Below are 21,069 nucleotides of genomic sequence, written 5' to 3' on the forward strand. Positions count from 1 at the left end.
AAAAACGGGAGATTTTTCAGGTCGACAGGAAAAAATAAAGATTATATTTTGAGGGTTTTGGAACGGTCTTCCGCTTTACCCCGGATTTTTTTTGGAGTTTTCCCGGTGTGTTTCTTTATGAAGTTGCTAAAGTACCCCTCATCGTTAAAGCCGAGCTCATAAGTGATCTCGGAAATATTCATTTCCGAATTTTCAAGAAGGTTGATTGCCTCTTTGACGACTTTTTCCGTGATAATTTTTTTAGCATTTTTACCCAGAACGTGTTCACAGATTTCCGTGAGTTTCCTCGGATAGGTTTCCAGAAGACCGGAATAGAATTCTACCCTCCGGTCTTTTTTGTAATGTCGTTCCAGTAATACTTTGAAATTATTGATGATGTTGAGTTCCGACAGGTTCTTTTTCTTATCACCGGAGATGTCCATATTCAATAAGCCATCAAGGAGGAGGGCTTCAATACAGTTATGTCCGACAGTAGTGTAAAAATCCTTGTTTTTAGATTCGTAGATGGCAAGGCGATTTACAAAGAGTTTTTTAAAATCGCTTTCCGAGCTAAAGGAAGGTACGATATGCAGGGTTTCCGAGAAGAAAAGGTCCGAATGAAGTATATAGATATCTATGGCGGATCTTTCGTAGAAAGCGGACGTGAATGTTATAGCATAGATATCCTGTTTATGAGGCTCTACAAACCGGAGACTTTGTCCGGGGGGAATGTAGACCAGGTAGTCTTTTTGTACCTGGTAGAATTTGGAATTTACGAACATCTGGAAATCCCCGGATGCCCTGAGTATTACAAAATATTCGGATGTGTTACCGGGAAGCACGCCGCCGGATTTTTTTAACACGGCTTTTACGGTACGGATACTGAACCCCGTTTCTTTTAATTCTTGTGAGATTGTTACTAATGTCATACAATGAAATTTTCAAGCCAGGCCAAGATCTGAAAAGGGAGGTGATATACAAACATAATATGTTTTAGTTGCAAAAGGAGATTTTTTTTGCATAAAAAAGGTGACAACAGGAAATATAATTCGAAATCAATGACTTTGGTCATATATATTCTTACCGAATGTTGGTTTATTTGTACCCAGTTTGAGAATAAAAGTATAAGAAGAGAAATAATTAAATACCGGAAAAATCTCAGCCCCCGATCGTGCCACTCTATGAGTTTTATACTATTGAAAATTTAAGACCCGTCATTTAGTCTGCTGATAAACAATGTTTTTGTGATTGTTTTATTGATGTGGTAATCTTTCCCCCTAAGTCTGTTTATATTGTGTTGTTGAGTAAAAAACTACAAGGAATTTGTAGAAAATAGCAATTTTTCCAGAGCAGAAATCCTGAAATTTGTCACGTTTTCGCAACGTTAAAATGACAATTTACGAATTTAGATATTTATGTTCGGAAAACCAAAAAAAATATTAAAAAAATATTAATAATGGAGAATTAGGGTTCTCCGCGTGTAATGTAATCAGATTAAAATCAGAAAAATGAGAAAATTAGTTTTGGCCTTTTCGGCAATGTTAGTGACAATCGCTTTAAAAGCTCAGGAAAATTATGATGAGGTAACGCTCAATGTAAAATTGAGTCCCATTCAAACTTTGGTTGTGAACCAGAACCAGAAAACCGTAAACCTCGAATACGACAGTAAAGAAGATTATGAAAACGGGGTATCAGAGACCAAACAGGATCACCTTACCGTTTACAGCACAGGAGGGTATCAGGTAAAAGTAAAGAGCAGCGGGTCTCAACTTATAGGGACTTCTAAAAATCTGGATGCAAGTACCGTTAAGATTGTAGCCTCTGCAGGTTCCAATCCGGCAAATGAAGCACAATATGCGTCTTCTCAATCCCTGTCGGCAGATGATAAGGTTATCGTATCATCAAGTACAGGTGGTGTGGACAAGAACTTTAATGTAACCTATGTAGGAGCCGGAGCAGATGCCTATCTTAATTATTATGTGGCAGGACAAACACCTACGGTGTACACGACTTCCGTTACATATACTATTGTAGCCCAGTAACAAAAATCAGGACTAAAAACAGAGTTTCAGGGACGCAGTGAGGCGCTGAGCGCCTTATCTGTGGCCTGTAAGAAGAGGTAGTTTCTATGAAAATGAAAATAGGCATACGATGTGTATTGCTGCTTTTAGCCGTATCGCTCCGGGCGCAGACCGGTATTTCTGTTTCTCCTCCCAGAATATACTTTCAAGGTAGCCCGGGAGAAAGCAAGACCGAAACTGTCGTTATCACGAATGCGAGTACCAAAAACAGACTCGATCTGTCCGTAGGTCTCGGGGACTGGGGGTACAGTTTCACCGGAGAAAATATGATGTATCCGGCCGATAGTCTTTCGACATCATGTGCGGGGTGGGTAAGTATAGGTAAGGATGATGCTTATTTTTCTCTGAATCCCGGGGAGAAACGGGAAATCGATATCAGTATTAATCCTCCGGAAACGGCATCCGATAGTATTCCTGTTCGTACGGCTATGCTTTATGTAACCCAGATGAATCCTGTAGATGATGTCGACGATAAAGGAGGGCGGATCAAAGTCAGTGTGCGTTCCGGTATAAAACTGTATTACAGAAACGAGGGACCAAAACAAAAAAGGCTGGAGATCTACGATATGAAATATGTAAAAGAGGAGAAAATGATCCACCTGTTTTTTGAGAATACCGGGAACATCTGGACTGATGGTATTGCATACACCGATCTCGTCAATACTTCAAACGGGCAGAAGAGAACACTTGATCATCTGGTGTTTTACACCCTTCCCGGTAACAGGCGCGAATTGTTGATTTCCCTTCCGGACATGCTGGAAAACGGAAAATATGTAGCCTCCGTGATTGTAGATTACGGGGATGATAATGCACTTGAAATGGCAGAACTTACTTTTACTTATGAATAGATGGATATGGATTACTGCTATAGGAATGCTGTTGATAAACAGCCGGGCCGGTTATGCCCAGAATTTACGGTTTTCCTCCTGGAGTAATAATTATCTGCAACTCACTTCATATAGTGGAAATACTGCGGCTGATGCATTTACGCTGCGTTTCGAAGCCAATGGCGATATTGATGTGCCGCTCTGGAAGATATCGGTGAGGCTCAAGCAGGCCATCGTAAGTGATTCTTATGTTTTTCCCGAAACCAAAATAGGTTTTCAGCCTTCCGCAACCACAGGGCAAATGGAACCCGGACCTGTGCCGACGGTAACTCAGATAGGAATTCCGGGCGATAGCAGGCTCAGCCAAGGGCAGGAAGTTTTTATAGTACCGCAATCGGCCGTATCCCTACACCATAGTCCCTCTGCTCCAAACGGCTATTATGATCTGCAAATCAGGTATAACCTTGTTGTAGAAGGAGGACGCTATCTCTCGCAGTTCAGGAGCTGGATGAATTTTTATATTCCTTTGGAATTCAAAGCTTATGATGAGCATAATAATGTTATAGGTATTACCGAACATACATATCAATTGCAGATCGGACAGCTTTCCGGAAACTTCCCTTCTGAAGAGCAATTTGCTATAAAAGTATCTGCCAATGCCGTAAACGGAACACTCAACCTGTCTTCCCTGTCCGATTATGTAAACGGCACCCGGGTGGAATACGAGAACGGGCTGTCCGTCAAAGCCAATACCGGTTACCAGGTTGTGGTCAGGTCACTTCAGCCTTCGTTCTCGTCGGCTTCAGGTAATACCCTGCCACTACAGACCGTTAGTTTGCTTTTACAGCCCGTAACCGGGCATGCGGTATCCGTGTTCAGGATCTATCTCAACGCGGTTAGCCAGATGGTGGTGCGGGGAGAGGATACCCAGGGAAATTATGAGTATTTCAATATTATTTATGCAACCGAACCCAACGATGAGACGCTGGTCAAAGCAACTCCCGATCTCTATATAACCACGCTTCAATACGAAATAATCCCGTTATAATCCAAAAAAGAACCACCAGCAAGCACCACATGTCTTTAGCTGTTCCCGGAAATATCATACTTTTTTTTGGGGTACTTTGTTTTGCATGGCATAGCCAGGCACAAAATACTCCTGTTCCCACGGTATCTATGCAGGTAAAAAGCATGCCTAATGCCGGAAAGAATACTATTTCGGATATTCTTGTAGCCGTGGAGAATATGCAGACATCGGATTTTTCAGGTTCATTAAAAGTAAGGGTGCCCGCAGGATTTCGCAATATTTCCGGTGACCTGCCCGATATTACTGTTCCGGCAGGAGAGAAGCGCTTTTTTCCGTTGAAAATACTCTCGGGAGGAGGAGCACGTGCAGGAGATGCGAAAATAGAGTTTTTGCTCCTGGATCAGGAAAGCAAGATTGTGAGTGTCGAAAACCTGTATCAGACCGTTCCTGAAAATAATGTACTGAGGTTGTCTTCACACCTCCCGATATTGTATTATAACACTCCCGGAGACTCCATCGCAGTTGAGGTTATGGTGAGTAATCTCGGAAACACCAGGCAGCAGGTACATGTCGTTTTCGGGATTCCCGCCGCGGTAGGAGGAAATAATTTTTTTGAACGCCAGGGGATGGTTGCGCCACAGCAGGATTCTGTTTTTGTTTTTCGTTTTCTTCCGGGAAAGGCTTTGTTGTCCGATCCCGAATTTACCGTTAATATATCCGGAATGCGCGGGCAGGAAAAGGAATTGTTCGGACACACTGCCGTGATCGTCAGGAATACATCGTCAAGCCAGCAGTACAATGCTGCCGAAACAGGGTACTTCGAGTCCTTTTCGGGATATAATCACCTCGCTGTAAGTTACAGGAATTCAGGAATGAATACCGATCTGTACCAGGTCGTTGGTTCGGGAACCGTAGATCTTCCTGCCGGATTTCTTTCCCTGAGGGGAAATATTTACAAGACTACAGGACAGTCTTCTCCTGTAGTAAGCGGAACTTATGCCGGTTATCGCCTCAACGGTACGGAGCTGAGAGTAGGCAATATAAGCCAGCCCCTGGAACTATCGCTTTTCGGGAGGGGTGCAACCTTATCAATGACCGATGCGGAACGCAACAAAAGTCTTGAGGTGGGGTTTATAGACCAGAATTTTAACCTGATCGAACCCAATGCTTTTTTGCGTGAAGGCTATGGTGTGTACGCCAGGGGAATACTGGGTCGTTCCACACCCGGTAAACAATGGACTACTACATACATTTTTAAAGAAGACCGGCTGGAACAGGCCAGACATCATGTATTGGGTACCGAAGCCGTAAAGATGTTCGGGAAAGGATGGTATGCTATGGCAAAACTGTTCGGAGCTACCAGTCAGTATTATGAAACCGATACCGACCAATCTTCCTTTGCGATGGAAGGAAATTATACGGGGGCGCTTTCCGGGCTGAAACTTTCGGGAAATTACTTTTACAGTACGCCCTATTTCCCGGGAAATCGCCGGGGAATGTTACAGCTGAGACAGAGCTTTTCGACCCGACTAAACAAAGAGCGGGAGCTTTCTGGAAACGTATTTGTGTCCAATTATTTTCCGAAATCCCACACCTATAATATGAATGTCTTTTCGCGGAATACCAGGGCGGATATAGGGATTCGTTTCCCGCTTTCCCGGTCGGGGACCAATTTTGGTGTAGGCTATCAATACCAGGCAGAATCCAGCAACAGTTATAATATCCTGTTTGGGGTGAACGATGCCGATCAGGCACTCCGTATGGATGTACACCGACTGGTGGAAAGCCTGATGTGGGTAAGTCCCGATCAAAAACACTCCATGATTATGGGCGTAGAAAATGGTTTGGTACATTATCCGGACAGGAAAAAGCCCGAACTGCAGTTTAAAATTTCAAATATATACAATTACAAATGGATGAGCCTGAGCGCTACCTACCAGTACGGCGGATATTTTCTTTCTGAGCACGCTTCTACGATCCGGTATGAAAATGAACGTGATTTTCGTCGCTTCGTGCTTTCCTGGAGTATGGGTCACCGGTTTTTTTCGGAGAAGCTCGCAGTGAATTCCGGATTGGGATATATAGATGATTTTCGCACGGGAAAAACGCCTTCGGCATTTTTAAACCTGAAATATACCCCGGCCCAGTCTTATAGCCTTTATCTCAATGCTTCCTGGTTTCATTACGATACCGATATGATGCCTTCACTGATGTACAACAATACTATGATGATCGTTGAGGGTGGGATTGTTTTTAACCTGGAAGGACGTAAACCTTCTCCCAAAAAGAAAAGCAAGGTTACCGTAATGGTGTATTACGACAAAAACGCCAATAATATTTTTGACGGAGAAGATGAGGTAGCCCAGGATTATCTTATCGTTATGGGAAATGCTTCGTTTATGACCGACAGGGAAGGTAAAATATATTATAACAAAGTACCTTTCGGTGACATCAAAATAGCCCCGGTGATCCAGCAGGGATGGTTCGCGTCCGAGCAGAATGTCATTGTCGGGGGGTATCATACGTACGCGGAAGTACCGTTACATCGTAACGGAACAGTTTCGGGAAAGATCAGGTATGATTTTGATGCCCATAAATCTGTAGATATAAAGTGGAAAGGAGCAGGGATTACTTTCGATATATATCAGGACGGGCAATGGATACAACGGGTAACAACGGACGATTCCGGAAGTTTCATGGCTTTTTTACCTACCGGGAAGTACAGTGTGCGCCTCCGTACCGATTCATTGCCCGAAGACTCGTCCTGTGCCGATCCGACGCAGGAAATCGAGGTAATATCCGGAAAAATCACGGCGTTGCCGGCCTATATCATACAGGTTAGAAAAAAGAAAGTACAGGTAAAGCGTTTCGGAGAGTAAATAAACAGCTGCGTAACGGACTACCGGAAGTAAGCCAAAAAGGGTACCTCCGGTGTTTTCCGTTTCGTCGTAAAAAATTAACGTTCCCAGAATGGCGGAGGTGTAATCCCCAGGGCTCTTAAATATACATATCCCTGTCCGCGATGATGGATTTCATTATCTACAAAATACAGGAGGGAGCCATAGATGTAGTTCTCATATAAACCGAAAGCCACATCCTTTTCCAAAAAGCGGGAAGACGTTATTTGAGGCCATAAAGTGTCGATACTTTCAGTGATTTCGTCCCAAAGTGCAAGGATCTCTTCCTTAGTATCGGGAGTAGGCATATGGTCTATTTCTTTCCATGTACCCGAAACCACTCCCGCTATACCGGGTTTGGCAATTTTGATGAGCTCCATGACCATTTCAGAAAAAGTACGCATACCTCCTATGGTAAAGGAATAGAGATCTTTTTCCGGAAAAGCTTCGATGACTCTCCTGGTTAATCTGCGGTGGCCCTGCCAGTGTTCCAGAAAACTTTTCGAATCGATAACAAGAGCTTTAAGTGTGTCATTTTCCATGGTATTTTGTTTTTTGAATTTCTATATGACAAAGTAAGCGGGAGGAAGTGACAGCCCTGTGTCAGCAGTGAAATATTTTTTTATCATATAGTCATTGTAGAACAACGTGTGATATCTTTTTGTCATTGAACGATTTGTGCAAAGTGCTCCCGGGTTTAATGTCGTGTTGAGACCGGGAGGTCTACATGGCTTTCCTGCAAAAGCGATATCTTGACTTCAAAATAAGATCTTTATGATAACACCTGATCCGGACACGATTATAGATTGCAGCGAGATTTCGCTGGTTCGAAAAGATTTTACCGTATTACAAAATATCAGTTTTTCTCTGGAGCGCGGAAAACATCTGGCAGTTACCGGTGTTTCGGGTGCGGGAAAAACAACACTCGGCAGGTTGCTCGCCGGTAAGATAAAGCCGACGTCGGGCCACTGTACGATAAGGGTAAGCGGTGTGGAAATGGTAGAACAACAAGACCAGTTCCTGTCACTTTCGGGCAGGGGGAATACCCATTACAGCCAGCGTTATGAAGCCCAGGATATATCCGGGTTACCCGATGTAAACGAGTATTTGCTTCGCGTACAGAAGGAGACGGACACTACCGGTGAAGCTTTGCATCATGCCATCAGACAAACGGAAATAACACATATTCTCGACAGGAAGTTATTGCAACTCAGTAATGGCGAACGCAAACGCACCCAGTTGGCTGCCGTATTGCTTCGTCGTCCGGAGATCCTTATCCTCGATCAGCCTTATGTGGGACTGGATGTGAATTCGAGGGAAAGGCTCAATACTTTACTTGAAGAACTCGCCGGGACAACAACCCTGATCCTGATATGCGGAGCAAACCATGTTCCGGGTTTTGTGGATAAAGTGCTGGAGTTAAATTCAGGGAAAGTCCGGACATATACCCCCCGAAAACATTACGAAGCACCTCCGGTAGAAAGCCTGTCCCTTCCGGATGATACGGTTTTTGATGCACTACGGATACCGGAAGAAAAAAAGGATTTCCAGCTTATTGTAGGAATGAAAGATGTCAATGTAAAAATGGGAGGTAAACATATTCTCAAAGATATCAACTGGGAGGTTAGGCAAGGTGAACAATGGGCGTTGCTCGGTCACAACGGTGCGGGGAAAACAACTCTTCTCAGTCTTGTTACTGCCGATAATCCGCAGGGGTATAACAATAAGCTCACGCTTTTCGATCGCAGAAGAGGAAGCGGGGAGAGTATATGGGATATTAAAAAGAAGATCGGGTTTGTGTCTTCGGAACTGCATCTCTACTTCCTTCGCGGCCGGGGAATTTTTAATACTATTCCGGGGATCGATGACGGAGGACGGGAGGTGTACAGTACCCTGAGTTGTCTGGATGTGATCGTATCAGGGTTTAACGACGAAGTGGGAATGGTGACGCAGCCTTCGGAATTTCAGTTACAGGTTGCCATGCAATGGCTCAGGGTATTGGGGTTGGAACGCCTGGAGAAAAGTCTTTTTGCTCATGCCTCGCTGGGCGAACAACGCTGTATATTGCTCGCCAGGGCATTGGTGAAGTTCCCGGCCCTGCTCATTCTCGACGAACCGTTACAGGGACTCGACGAACAACAGATCACTTATTTTAAGGCATTGCTGGACCAGATCTGTGAGAAACTGGATACCACGATGATCTTTGTATCTCATTACAGTGATGAAATACCCGAAAGTGTCGGTCATATCCTGGAAATAAAACAGGGAACAGTGATCAGGAACGAACGGCTCACCGGATTTTAACATGACAGGATGTTTTTTTTTAGTATTTTTATGAAAATCAAATAAATATCCTGTTATGTTAAGAAGAATAATCACTGTGCTGATTGCCGTAATTTCGCTGTCCGGTTTCGCACAGAAGCAGGTTGCCTGTGTAAACGATGTGTTTGATAAAGGCGCTCATGCGTTCACGATTATAAATTTTGAAAAGGAGAAAACCGAAAAAAAATCAGGGGATGTTATCCGGACCATTCCGTATGCCGGACACCGGAGTACTGTCCGGGACGCTTATAATTCCAAAAAATTGAGTGCAGCTTTCGGTAAAGGAAGGGAAGAGCAAATACTGTCCGTGCAAAGTACCGATGAGCATTATATCGTAGAATATACCGGTTCGTTGATCACCTTCAGGCCGGAAAATGAAGACCGGGCCACATTTGTGATCAATTGCAGAACGGAAGAACTCATGTTTGGAGATAACAAGGTACGGATGCAAAAAGAAGATGTCACAGTCTCTTCTTCCGAAAATATTTTTAGCAGCGCCTGGAGCGGCTATCTCTGGAAACCTGTGGCAGGGAAAGGTTCCGGCTATCATGTGAAAGTAGCAAAACTAAAAAGTTCCGGAAGAGTATATATAGAGATACGGACGCCCGCTACCGGACGTTATCGGCTACTTTCGGTGTAATGATCGTATTCGAACAAAAAACCCCGGTGCATTTTTACACCGGGGATTTTTTATAAAGTATTTTGCAAAGTGGCTTATTCCGAAACTCCGACGATCTCAACATCAAAAACAAGATCGGCATTCGGGGGTATTACCCCGCCGGCTCCGGCTTCGCCATACCCGAGGTGGGAAGGGATGAAAAGGCGTACTTTATCTCCGATATTCATCTGTAACAGTCCTTCCCTGAAACCGGGGATAAGCGGAGAGTCTGGCCCGTATAACATAGGCAGGGGCTCGTACCCACCACGTTGTTTACGTATTTCATTGACTGTTCCGAATTTTTCGGTAACACTTAATTCATTGGAATCAAACAGTTTTCCATTGTCCAGGAAGCCCGCATAATTAACTTTAACATAGGAGCCTTCCTGTGGTTTTTCACCGTGCTCTGATTTATTCAGGTAGAATATCCTGAGGCCGCTGGGCAGTTCCTCAGCCTCACCCTTTTGGGTGTCGAATTCCTTTACGAGCGCTTCGGCAGCTTTTTTAGCTTCCTCTTCCCGCTTATTGATTTCGTCGAAATAGGCGGTGAGTACTTTTACAGCATCGAAATTTTTAGCTTCTTTACCATTGCGGATAATGGTTACCTTACTCATAACCACATCGTCTACCGGCCTGTTCTCTCCGGGTGAAGTTTTTGTGTTGGCTATGGAATCCACAATCTCCAGCCCTTCGACAACCTTACCGAATACGGTATGTCTGCCATTGAGGTGCGGAGTAGGAGCATGAGTGATAAAAAACTGGCTGCCATTGGTTCCGGGGCCGGCATTGGCCATAGACAGTATACCTTTGTCATCGTGTTTGAGGGAATCTACGAATTCATCTTCAAATTTATAACCTGGACCACCTTTTCCTGTACCTGTAGGGTCTCCTCCCTGGATCATAAAGTCTTTGATAACGCGGTGAAAAGTGACCCCGTCATAATATTTTTTCTTCTTGAGACTGTCAGAAACAAAAGGATTGGTGCCTTCGGCCAGTGTAATGAAGTTGGCCACCGTTACCGGGGTCTGGTTATAATACAACCGCAGAACCATTTCTCCTTTGTTGGTTTCTATGTCGGCAAAGATACCATCGCCGAGATCAGCATGTTTGCCGCTTTTACATCCCAGGGTTACCAGGGCAATAAGTAGAAAAGCTACATTGATTTTTTTCATGGATATTACTGTTTGTTTATAATTTTAGTTGCTCAATCGCGAAAAATATATGTACAGAACCGAGGCACAAAAATAGTTTTTTAAACGGATTATCACGATTACGGATCAGAATCGTTTGTTTCGGCCCCGGCTTCTTCATTGCCGATGTGCCCGGGAGCTGTTTCCAGGATATCGATGAGGCTTATCGTACTTTTTACCGGTATATTGACACCGATCCTGTTTTCATCTCCGTGATAACCGAAGGCCAGGGAAGAAGGGAACATAAAAGTGGCCGTCTCTCCTTTTTTGAGTAGTTTGACGGCAGTTCGCAGTCCGGGGAAAAGATCTTCCTTGTCTACTTTATAACGGATATTACCTATTTCTTCACTACTGTATATGATACTGTCATTGAGATAACGGATATCGTAGTTGATCAGGATAAGGTCGTCTGCTTTCGGACGATACGAAGTTTCCGTATTTTTTTTAATGTAATGGTACCAGTAGCCATTGGGAGAGGCTATATAGGTGTGGATACTGTCCTTTTTTATCAGTTCTTCGATGAATTTCTGTTCTTTTTCCAGTAATTCCCTGTTTCGTTCCACGGATTTTTTAAAAAACTCCCCGGTTTTCACGGTAACAGGCCTTCGTGCCTGGGGTTCGTTACAGGCGCAAAAGAGAAATAAAAAGAGTAAAACAGGGCATATAGGCGATGTTTGCCGCCTTATCAGTGAAATTATGCTGTTTTTGTCGCCGTATTTCATGTAGTAAGCTGTTCTTTGTAATTGTCCAGGAGTTCGCGGAATTTTGCAATGGTTTCCTCCATGGAGAGATCGCTTCTTCCCCCCGCGGCATTGATATGTCCTCCGCCGTTAAAGTGTTCGCGGGCTACCTCGTTTACCGAGAAATCACCTACCGAACGCAGGGAGATCTTGATAAAATCTTCTTGTGTATCCGCTATGAAAATAACCGAGAAACGTACATCTTTGAGCGATAGCCCATAGTTTACAAAACCTTCCGTATCTCCTTTTTTAAAGCCGAATTGTTCCAGTTCGCTTCTGCTCAGGGTAATGTAAACCGTATTGTATTCTTCCAGTAAAACCAGGTTTTTCAGGGCACATCCGAGCAAATGCAGACGACTCAGTCCATTGGTGTCGTATACGGCACTGTGAATATCCGAATTTTCTGCTCCGCGGTCCATGAGGTCCGCAACTACCCGGTGTGTGATACTGGTTGTAGAAGGGAAACGAAAAGAACCTGAGTCGGTCATGATCCCGGTGTATAAACAGGTGGCAATATTCTTGTCGATCTTATTCCGGTGCCCGAGGGTGTCGATAAAATGATAAATCATTTCACAGGTCGACCCCATCTTCGGATCGGAGTACACATAGGTGGCATAGTCATCCGGTTGCTCGTGGTGATCGATCATGACAAAAGCAGCTTCGCTTTTTTTCAGGGTGGGTTTCATGTCTTCTACCCGGTCCAGGGCGTTGAAATCGAGCGTAAAAATAAGATCGGCATTTTCGATCAGGCTTTTGGCTGCTTTTCTTTTGGAATCGAACTTAAGCACACTTTCACTTCCGGGCATCCACTTCAGGAAATCCGGATATTCGTTGGGCGAAATAACCACGGCGTTATGACCGAGGATATTGAGGTAGTGATATACGGCCAATGCCGCACCGATAGCATCGCCATCCGGGTTTTTGTGCGGTACGATTACGATGTTCTTGGGCGAGGCAAGCACCTCGCCGAGCTCTTGTATGTTTGTATTCATAAGGGGCTAAGATACGATTTATACTGATTTGGTTCTTTTTAATTCTGTAATGAAATTTTCACATTCTTCTGTCTTTACAGCTGCAAAGATACGTTATACGATACACCGGGATGTTTTTACCGGAAAATCCGGGTTTGGGATTGTCCGGAGGAGAACGGAAGTCATATTTTTAATATATATCCGGAGTGCCGGCCCTGAGCGATGTTACTATTTTGACACATTCTACCGCTTCTTTGACATCGTGTACCCGGAGTATATGCGTGCCTTTAAGCAGTGCCACCGTGTTCAGGGAGGAGGTGCCGTTCAGCGCTTCCGGAGGCGTAATGCCCAGAAGTTTGTACACCATGGATTTTCGGCTTATTCCCGTAAGTACCGGAAGTCCGAGGCGATGTAACAGTTCCAGTTTATTCATGAGTTCGTAGTTGTGCTCCAGGGTCTTTGCAAAACCAAACCCGGGATCGATAATAATATCGTTGATCCCTGAATTTCGGGCCTCTGCGATTTTTTCGGAGAAATAATAAATAACCTCCCTGGTAATATCCGTGTATTGCGGGGCTTGTTGCATATTCTGGGGAGTGCCTTTCATGTGCATCATAATATAAGGAACCTGTAAACCGGCTACAGCAGGGATCATTTGGTCGTCAAGGTTTCCGGCCGAGATGTCGTTGATCATAGCTGCTCCTTCTTCTACACAGGCCCGGGCAACGTTGGCCCGAAAGGTATCTGTCGATATCAGGATTTCCGGAAATTCCCGGACCAGCATGGCAACTACGGGGACAATGCGCCGAAGCTCTTGATCCTCACTGATATGTGCCGCCCCGGGACGGGAACTGTAGGCCCCGATATCTATAAAATCCGCACCTGCGTTCAACATTTTTTCCGTACGGCGAAGTATATCATCCCGGTCTTTATACTGCCCGCCGTCATAAAAGGAATCCGGGGTAATGTTCAGGATGCCCATGACCCTGGGCGTAGAAAGATCGATCAGTTTCCCTCTGCAATTTATGGTTATCGGTTTTCCGGTGTTCATTCGTGTTGTATTTTTAGCGGGCACTAACCCGCAGGTGGAGTACTATGCGTTTGTTTTACGGCTGCCTTCGGTTTATATCCATACGTTACTTTATTCCTGAAAGGAAGAAGCAAATATCAAAAAAATATCCCGTCTCCTTTGCCGGGAATAAGACGAAATTTCCGGCCGGGAGTTGAGCAATTCAAAAAATTAAGCGAAATTTACCCAAAATACAATCAAAAGCATGCACGATACCTCAAAACAATACGACGAAGTTATAGCGACGTGTCGGGAGTTGTTCGTTAATAAAATGAAAGATTACGGAAGTGCGTGGCGTATATTACGCCTGCCTTCGCTTACCGATCAGATATTTATCAAAGCCCAGAGAATACGAAGTTTACAGGAAAAGAAGACCCGGAAAGTAGAAGAAGGAGAAGCCTCTGAGTTTATCGGGATCATCAACTATTCGGTCATGGCCCTTATCCAGATCGACAGGGGGATTGCCGACCAGCCGGATCTCGGTACGGAGGATGCTGCTGCACTTTACGACGAGAAGATAGCAGAGACCAAAAATCTTATGGAAGCCAAAAATCACGACTATGGCGAAGCGTGGCGCGATATGCGCGTAAGTTCCCTGACCGACCTGATCCTGCAGAAACTTCTCAGGGTCAAGCAGATCGAGGATAATAAGGGGAAAACCCTGGTGAGTGAAGGGATAGGTGCCAATTATCAGGATATGATAAACTATGCGGTATTTGCATTGATCCTGTTAAGGGAATAGCCCTGATGTACGTAGCAGTGCTGTGAAAAGAATGACATCAACACGTGTTTTATTCCGGAAAAATGCGTGCTACTATTTGCACACGACTTAATATGAATTTGTCAGCATGAAATACATAGTAAATTTTTCCAGGACCGTAGTCGGTATCCTGTTTATCATCAGCGGAGCAATAAAGTTGAACGATCCGGTAGGATTTTCCTTTAAGCTTGAGGAATATTTTGGCGCAGATGTGCTCAATCTGCCCTTTTTAACCCCGTATGCACTCGGTATAGCACTTTTTCTTGTTGTTTTTGAAGTGCTGCTCGGTGTGATGCTGTTATTGGGGTACAAAAGGAAGTTTACGGTATGGAGCCTGTTTCTTATGATCGTCTTTTTTACATTTCTGACGTTCTATTCGGCTTACTTCAATAAGGTGACGGATTGCGGATGTTTCGGGGATGCGGTGAAGCTTACACCATGGGAATCTTTTACCAAAGACGTTATTCTGTTGTTTTTGATACTGCTACTCTTTGCCGGGCAAAGGTATATCCGTCCTTTTCCATCGGGTAAAGTCGGCCTGGCAGGTACTGTAATAGCCCTTTTGGCCTGCGTACTATATGCCAATCATGTCCTCAATCATCTACCGGTAGTGGATTTCCGGCCGTATAAAATAGGTGCGAATATTGAGGAAGGGATGATTGTGCCGGAAGGAGCTCCGAAGCCTGTTTATGAATATTCCTGGAAGTTTCGTGTAGACGGTGAGGAAAAAATAATTAAGACAACAGGCGAATACCCTTCGGTAGACGGGGAATTTATAGATGTGGAAACTGAAGAAATACAAAAGGGTTACGAACCTCCGATACACGATTTTACCATAGAGCAGGAGGGAGAGGATTTTACGGAAGAGATGCTGTCTGAAGATAAATTGGTTATGGTTATAGCCTACGATCTCAGGAAATCCAGTGCAGAAGGGTTGCAAAAAATAAAGGAAGCTACGGATCGGGCTGTTGCAGACGGGTATAAAGTTATAGGAATGTCTGCCTCGGATAGCAGGGTAACACAGCCTGTCATTGACCAATACAAGCTGGACTTCCCGTTTTACTTTACGGATGCTACCACACTCAAGACCATAGTAAGGTCTAATCCGGGGATACTGAAACTCCACAGCGGAACTATCGTTCAAAAATTGCATTTTAACGATGCTGAAGACCTCGAAACCAGGTAAAATATGAACGGGTCTGAAATATTATATTAACTTTGTAAGGTTGCCTTAAGGTCACAGGATATAAACGCTCCGCCGTGAAGAAAAGGCAGCTTATTTTACGGGATGCGGCTGGAGATACCGCATGCCGGACGACAAACAAAAACTGCTATGAAAAAGAAGATTATGGTCGTACTCTTTACGGCCTTTACTGTGGTGCTCTCTGCCCAGACCCGTGAATTTTCCGGGGAAGCCCTGACCGATGTGTTTCTTACGACGGCAGGCAAGGACATAACGCTTTCCGAGATCCTTGAAGCCAACAAGGGGAAGACCCTTTTTATCGACATATGGGCCTCCTGGTGTAAGGATTGTATAGAAAGTGTCCCGAAATTAAAAACACTACACGAAAAGTACGAAGATGTAACCTTTGTTTTTTTGTCCCTGGATCGCAGTGTGGAAGGCTGGGAAAAAGGCCTTGCAAAATACGAACTCAACTACGGGCAGCACTATTATATCAAAGCGGGATGGAAAGGAAGTCCGTTTTGCAAATCGATAAAACTCGATTGGATACCCCGCTACCTCGTAGTAAACCCGGAAGGGAAAATAGAACTCTTCAAAGCTATTGAAACTGACGATACACAATTAATAAATACCTTAAACCAAACCATACAATGAGAAAAAAAATTGTTGCCGGAAACTGGAAAATGAATAACGATTTAGGACAAACCGAAGAATTATTGTCCAAACTTCTCAAAAAAATGCCCGATACCGAAGCTGAGGTGATGGTGGCACCTGCCTTTACCAATCTCAGGGTGGCTTTCGATACGTTGAGCCAAAGCCCTGTGGAAGTTATTGCGCAGAATATGCACTTTGCGGAAAACGGAGCATATACCGGTGAGGTATCTGCAGAGATGTTAAAAAGTGTGGGAATTCAGACCGTTATTCTCGGACACTCCGAAAGAAGAGCATACTTCAATGAGACCGATGAGACCCTGGCCAAAAAGGTAGATACGGCATTGCAGCACGATATGACCATAGTGTTCTGTTTTGGTGAAGAACTCGAAGACCGTAAGGCAGGTAAACACTTTGACCTGGTAGAAAGTCAGCTGAAAAAAGCCCTGTTTCATCTCAAAGCTTCTGCGTGGAAGAGTATCGTGTTGGCTTACGAACCGGTATGGGCTATCGGAACCGGGGAAACTGCTTCTCCCGAACAGGCACAGGAAATGCATAAGTTCATCCGGGAGACTATTGCTTCCAATTACAGCGAGAAAGTAGCGGACGGAGTATCTATCCTTTACGGAGGAAGTGTAAAACCGGATAATGCCAAGGAAATTTTCTCTCAGCCCGATGTAGATGGAGGACTTATCGGAGGGGCATCTCTGAAAGCCAAGGATTTTATCTCGATTATAGAAGCTGTACAGGCTTAACCTCCCTGGAGAAATCAGTACTAATATACCATGCTGCCTAAAAACTTTAGGTGGCTTTTTTTATAATATGAAGTGTTGCCCCTGCGGAGTATATGGAACCGCCGGGTGGCATAACGTTTACGGAACCGGAATTCTTAAATCTGCGGATAGATTTGTACTGTGTTTGAAGAAGCCGTTGTATTTTTGCGGTCAAATGAAAAAAAACGGATGGATATACTGTATATAGCTTGTGACTTTAAGGTAAAGCCGGTACAACCCGGAACGGAGATCCTTATTGCGGAATTGGGAGAAGCCGGATTTGAGAGTTTTGTGGAAAACGAAGAGGGGGTGATCGCCTACATTCCCAAGAGTGAATGGAAAGCTTCCTGTCTCGATGATATATATATCCTTCAAAGCGGAGAATTTGAAGTTACCTGCAAAACAGAAGAAATAGCCCAGGTCAACTGGAATGAAGAATGGGAAAAGAATTTTCAGCCCATAGCGGTGGATGGTGTTTGTACGGTCCGTGCTCCTTTTCACGAAGTGCCTTCCACCAGGTATGATATTATTATCGAACCCAAAATGAGTTTTGGTACCGGGCATCATGAAACGACGCACATGATGATCCAGCATCTGCTGAAGCTTGATCTGAAAGGGAAAAAGGTACTCGATATGGGGAGTGGTACCGGGGTGTTGGCGATACTTGCCGAAAAACGGGGTGCTGAGGCTGTTGATGCCGTAGATATCGATAATTGGTGCTATCTCAATGCACTCGAAAATGTGGAACGCAATCAATGTCGTGCTGTTTCCGTATTCGAAGGGGATGCCACTGTCCTTGAGGGTAGAACCTACGAAGTCATCATTGCAAATATCAACCGTAACATCCTGCTCGAAGATATACCGGTGTATGTGTCCTGTCTGCAACCTGGAGGAACACTGTTGTTGAGCGGTTTCTACAAAGAAGATATGCCTGTTATCGAAGAACTCTGTGTGAAGTTTTCATTAAGTTTTGTAGAAAACCTCGAAAGAAATCGTTGGGTAGCCGTACAGTATAAATACGAAAACGTGTAAGTTTTTTATATAGAAAACCGGTGAAAGGTATCGAAAGCAAGGTCAAAGACATGGCTTGTAAAAGTTACGAAAGCGATGAGATGGCGGAAAGATTACAGGCTATGCGGACCAGACATGAACTTTGCAAATAATTTTGTTTAATTTTGTATAAGAGTGGTTTACATCTTATCTTTATAGCAATGCATACGAAAGAGAAAATATACGTGAAAGAGGATTTTTGTGCGGCTTTGAAAAAAACAGGACTTTTTATGACTTCCGGTCACGGAGAAACAGAGACTCTGGAAGAAGTTCTGGTCGAAGAGGACGTGCTGAAGCAAAATGAGATTGTACTGTATAACGATGATGTCAATACATTCGATTATGTTATAGAAACGCTGATCGATGTTTGTGATCATTCGCCGGAACAGGCAGAACAGTGCTCTATCATTGTGCACTACAAAGGAAAATGTACGGTTAAAACAGGTCCTTACGAAGATCTGAGACCCCGTTGCTCCATGTTGCTCGATGCGGGCCTGAGTGCGGAAATCGTATAAAGACGTCTCCCGGGCTTTATTTTGTGTCCGGAGTTTGTAGTGCTTTAAACAATCCGAATGCCTTGAACAGGTGAAACAGCCCTGGCAGAATGAGTACGGATCCGGCCAGAAGGGCATAAGCTATGGAGTTTATCACTGCTTCTCCTGCCATATTCTCATAAATACTTACCGGCCCTTCCGTTGTGATGATCAACTCCGGAAAATTGGACTGAGCCCAGGCACCGAGCATCAGGAATACCTGTATGGCTACAATAATCCTGATCAGTACTTTCTTCCCTTTGGAAAGATAGATCCAGATAGGAACAAGAAGTGAAGCAGCCAGTAGCACCAGGAATATGCTCAGTATATTGTCGAAAAAGTGATCGATAAAAACCTCCTCGGCATAAAAGCCATAACCGAAGATCAGCAGACTGCTTAGCGCTACGGATATATTGGCTTTTCTGGCCTTTCTGATAAACAAACGCTGTTCTTCTCCCGAAGTTTCCCCGACCAGGAAGATCGCAGACAGGAAAGCGACAAGCGATGTGATAAAGATACCCATAAGCAGTGATGTGATATTAAACCAGGGCATGATATACGCTTCGGTGAAACTGTGATTTTCGATTTCCGATACCGGGATCAGTTTTCCTGCAATAAGAGCTCCTGCACTGATGCCCAGCAGAAACGGAGCGATGATACTGGAATATTGGAAAAGCTTGTTATATATGTTTTGCGACCCGTCTGTTACCGCATCGTAATGCCGGAAAACAAAAGCAGTCCCGCGAACCACAATACCGAAGAGCAGCAGTGTAAGCGGAATGTGAAGCTGGGTAGTAATAATGTAATAGTAGTTCGGAAAAGCGATCCACATGATAACGATGACAATAATAAGCCATACGTGATTGGCTTCCCAGACGGGACCGATGATCTGATATGCTATTTTTTTGGTCACTTTTTTGTGTTCCCTTGACGATAAAAGCTCCAGTATACCCACGCCAAAATCAGCTCCGCCGAAAATGAGGTAGAAGTATATGGCAACGAACAGAAATAGAAATACTACGACAGTCATTACAGATCATTTTGGCGGTTAAACACAGTAATTTGTCTTCCCATCAGCCAGCTGACGGCCAGTGCAAGTGCTATATAGAGGGCGATAAAAATGAAGAGGCTGTATTCGATACCATCCATAGGGGTTACCGAGTCTTTAGTGCGCATGATATTATATATCACCCAGGGTTGGCGGCCTACTTCCGTAACGATCCAACCGGCTTCCACGGCGATGAATCCCAACGGGGCGGCGATGGCAAATACCAGCCAGAACCAGCGTTTCCGTAACAGGGATTTCTTTCGGGTACTGATAAAAAATACGATGGCCAGCAGCGCGAGAATGGTGCCCAATCCCACCATCAGTTGAAAGGCATAATGTGTAATAGCCACCGGTGGAAGATCTTCCTCCGGAAAGTCGTTCAGTCCCTTGACTTCCGCATCAAAATCGCCGAAAGCGAGGAAAGAGAGCATTTTAGGGAGTTCGATTTTGTGTGTTACTTCTTTGCGTTCTTCATCGACAATTCCCCCGATGTATAGCGGAGCTCCCTTTTGCGTCTCGTAATGAGCCTCCAGGGCAGCCAGTTTTATCGGTTGCCTTACCGCGATATCCTTGGCCGAGATATCACCGCTTATGGGTTGTAAAAGTGCAGCTACGGCTCCGAAAGTGATGGCTATGGTAAAAGCTTTCCGGTGTGTGGCAATATTCCTCCTGAGGTATATCTGCCAGGCATGTATCCCGGCAACGGCAAAACCCGTTGCGGTAAAGGCGGCCAGGACCATGTGCAGGGCCTGTGAGAACCAGGCTTCGTTAAAGAAAGCTTTTACGGGATCTATATGGAGGAATTTCCCGTTGATATATTCGAACCCGGAAGGAGCATTCATCCAGCCATTTGCAGACACCACCAGAATACCTGAAGTTACCCCGGAAATACCGATGATAAGTCCTGTAAACCAGTGAAACCACTGGTTTTTTATTTTTTTCCATCCGTAGAGGTAGAAACCGAGTGCGATGGCTTCTACAAAGAAAGCCGCTCCTTCGAGAGAAAACGGCATTCCTATTATCGGTCCGGCATGAAGCATAAATTTCGGCCAGAGCAGCCCGAGTTCAAAAGACAATATGGTTCCCGATACGGCCCCGGTAACAAAGAAAATAGCCACGCCTTTCTGCCAGGCCTTGGTGAGCGACAGATAGGCCTTGTCTTTTGTCTTTAACCATTTGTAGTGCGATACTACCATAAAGAACGGCATGACCATGCCTATACAGGCAAAAACAATGTGAAAGATCATTGAAACGGCCATTTGCAAACGGGCTGCATCGAGTGTTTCCATAGGAGGGAATTTACCATACAA

The 21,069-nt window shown here is 44.5% G+C and carries 20 protein-coding genes; 12 read left to right on the plus strand and 8 right to left on the minus strand.

Annotated elements, in window-relative coordinates:
• Positions 1–41 precede the first annotated feature (41 nt).
• Positions 42–908 carry a helix-turn-helix domain-containing protein gene (locus BT112_RS03810; protein ID WP_072316036.1) on the minus strand — a complete coding sequence of 289 codons (867 nt, stop codon included), beginning with the start codon at positions 906–908 and terminating at the stop codon, positions 42–44.
• A gap of 579 nt (positions 909–1,487) precedes the next feature.
• Between BT112_RS03810 and BT112_RS03815 the strand changes: the two genes are divergently transcribed.
• The 4 genes from BT112_RS03815 (at position 1,488) to BT112_RS03830 (ending at position 6,793) form a co-directional block, all read left to right on the plus strand.
• Positions 1,488–2,021, plus strand: coding sequence for a hypothetical protein (locus tag BT112_RS03815; RefSeq protein WP_072316037.1), 534 nt, complete (start codon positions 1,488–1,490; stop codon positions 2,019–2,021).
• Between the two features lie 86 nt (positions 2,022–2,107).
• Complete coding sequence (locus BT112_RS03820) at positions 2,108–2,908, plus strand: fimbrial biogenesis chaperone (protein WP_072316038.1); 801 nt, start codon at positions 2,108–2,110, stop codon at positions 2,906–2,908.
• Positions 2,901–3,935, plus strand: coding sequence for a hypothetical protein (locus BT112_RS03825; protein ID WP_072316039.1), 1,035 nt, complete (start codon positions 2,901–2,903; stop codon positions 3,933–3,935). The genes BT112_RS03820 and BT112_RS03825 overlap by 8 nt, the downstream gene beginning before the upstream one ends.
• Positions 3,936–3,964: 29 nt before the next feature.
• On the plus strand, positions 3,965–6,793 hold the full coding sequence (locus BT112_RS03830; RefSeq protein ID WP_072316040.1) for a COG1470 family protein: 2,829 nt from the start codon (positions 3,965–3,967) through the stop codon (positions 6,791–6,793).
• A 77-nt stretch (positions 6,794–6,870) separates the two neighbouring features.
• Here BT112_RS03830 and BT112_RS03835 read toward each other — a convergent pair whose 3' ends face one another.
• Positions 6,871–7,353 carry a DinB family protein gene (locus BT112_RS03835; RefSeq protein WP_072316041.1) on the minus strand — a complete coding sequence of 161 codons (483 nt, stop codon included), beginning with the start codon at positions 7,351–7,353 and terminating at the stop codon, positions 6,871–6,873.
• Between the two features lie 232 nt (positions 7,354–7,585).
• Here BT112_RS03835 and BT112_RS03840 point away from each other — a divergent pair, with 232 nt between their 5' ends.
• Together BT112_RS03840 and BT112_RS03845 are read left to right on the plus strand one after the other, a co-directional pair.
• On the plus strand, positions 7,586–9,115 hold the full coding sequence (locus BT112_RS03840; RefSeq protein ID WP_072316042.1) for an ATP-binding cassette domain-containing protein: 1,530 nt from the start codon (positions 7,586–7,588) through the stop codon (positions 9,113–9,115).
• Positions 9,116–9,170: 55 nt separating this feature from the next.
• Complete coding sequence (locus BT112_RS03845) at positions 9,171–9,773, plus strand: hypothetical protein (RefSeq protein WP_072316043.1); 603 nt, start codon at positions 9,171–9,173, stop codon at positions 9,771–9,773.
• Between the two features lie 74 nt (positions 9,774–9,847).
• On the opposite strand, the gene BT112_RS03850 is transcribed toward BT112_RS03845, so the two are convergent.
• From BT112_RS03850 to folP, 4 genes are all read right to left on the minus strand, one after another.
• Positions 9,848–10,963: a peptidylprolyl isomerase gene (locus BT112_RS03850; protein ID WP_072316044.1), complete on the minus strand. Its 1,116-nt coding sequence runs from the start codon at positions 10,961–10,963 to the stop codon at positions 9,848–9,850.
• Between the two features lie 98 nt (positions 10,964–11,061).
• Positions 11,062–11,703, minus strand: a complete 642-nt coding sequence (gldI, locus tag BT112_RS03855) for a gliding motility-associated peptidyl-prolyl isomerase GldI (protein WP_083564783.1) — start codon at positions 11,701–11,703, stop codon at positions 11,062–11,064.
• Positions 11,700–12,713, minus strand: coding sequence for a DHH family phosphoesterase (locus BT112_RS03860; protein WP_072316045.1), 1,014 nt, complete (start codon positions 12,711–12,713; stop codon positions 11,700–11,702). Before BT112_RS03860 ends, gldI begins: the two co-directional genes overlap by 4 nt.
• 169 nt (positions 12,714–12,882) lie before the next feature.
• Positions 12,883–13,725 carry a dihydropteroate synthase gene (folP, locus tag BT112_RS03865; RefSeq protein ID WP_072316157.1) on the minus strand — a complete coding sequence of 281 codons (843 nt, stop codon included), beginning with the start codon at positions 13,723–13,725 and terminating at the stop codon, positions 12,883–12,885.
• Between the two features lie 241 nt (positions 13,726–13,966).
• On the opposite strand from folP, the gene BT112_RS03870 reads away from it, so the two are divergent.
• From BT112_RS03870 to BT112_RS03895, 6 genes are all read left to right on the plus strand, one after another.
• Complete coding sequence (locus BT112_RS03870) at positions 13,967–14,503, plus strand: DUF1599 domain-containing protein (RefSeq protein ID WP_072316046.1); 537 nt, start codon at positions 13,967–13,969, stop codon at positions 14,501–14,503.
• 106 nt (positions 14,504–14,609) lie between these two features.
• Positions 14,610–15,707 (plus strand): BT_3928 family protein, encoded by a 1,098-nt coding sequence (locus BT112_RS03875; RefSeq protein ID WP_072316047.1) that lies wholly within the window; start codon positions 14,610–14,612, stop codon positions 15,705–15,707.
• Positions 15,708–15,854: 147 nt separating this feature from the next.
• Entirely contained in the window at positions 15,855–16,358 is a 504-nt protein-coding gene (locus BT112_RS03880; RefSeq protein WP_072316158.1) for a TlpA family protein disulfide reductase, read from the plus strand.
• Complete coding sequence (gene tpiA, locus BT112_RS03885) at positions 16,355–17,110, plus strand: triose-phosphate isomerase (protein WP_072316048.1); 756 nt, start codon at positions 16,355–16,357, stop codon at positions 17,108–17,110. The genes BT112_RS03880 and tpiA overlap by 4 nt, the downstream gene beginning before the upstream one ends.
• Before the next feature lie 207 nt (positions 17,111–17,317).
• Positions 17,318–18,160 carry a 50S ribosomal protein L11 methyltransferase gene (gene prmA, locus BT112_RS03890; protein WP_072316049.1) on the plus strand — a complete coding sequence of 281 codons (843 nt, stop codon included), beginning with the start codon at positions 17,318–17,320 and terminating at the stop codon, positions 18,158–18,160.
• A 248-nt stretch (positions 18,161–18,408) separates the two neighbouring features.
• The gene (locus BT112_RS03895; RefSeq protein WP_072316159.1) at positions 18,409–18,693 is read left to right on the plus strand and encodes an ATP-dependent Clp protease adaptor ClpS; all 285 of its coding nucleotides are present in this window, start codon (positions 18,409–18,411) and stop codon (positions 18,691–18,693) included.
• A 16-nt stretch (positions 18,694–18,709) separates the two neighbouring features.
• Here BT112_RS03895 and BT112_RS03900 read toward each other — a convergent pair whose 3' ends face one another.
• Entirely contained in the window at positions 18,710–19,741 is a 1,032-nt protein-coding gene (locus BT112_RS03900) for a cytochrome d ubiquinol oxidase subunit II (RefSeq protein ID WP_072316050.1), read from the minus strand.
• A complete protein-coding gene (locus BT112_RS03905; protein ID WP_072316051.1) occupies positions 19,741–21,048 on the minus strand; it encodes a cytochrome ubiquinol oxidase subunit I in 1,308 nt (435 codons plus the stop codon). The genes BT112_RS03900 and BT112_RS03905 overlap by 1 nt, the downstream gene beginning before the upstream one ends.
• Positions 21,049–21,069: the final 21 nt, after the last annotated feature.

The organism is Sinomicrobium oceani, from assembly GCF_900119185.1.
In the GTDB taxonomy this organism is placed as follows: domain Bacteria; phylum Bacteroidota; class Bacteroidia; order Flavobacteriales; family Flavobacteriaceae; genus Sinomicrobium; species Sinomicrobium oceani.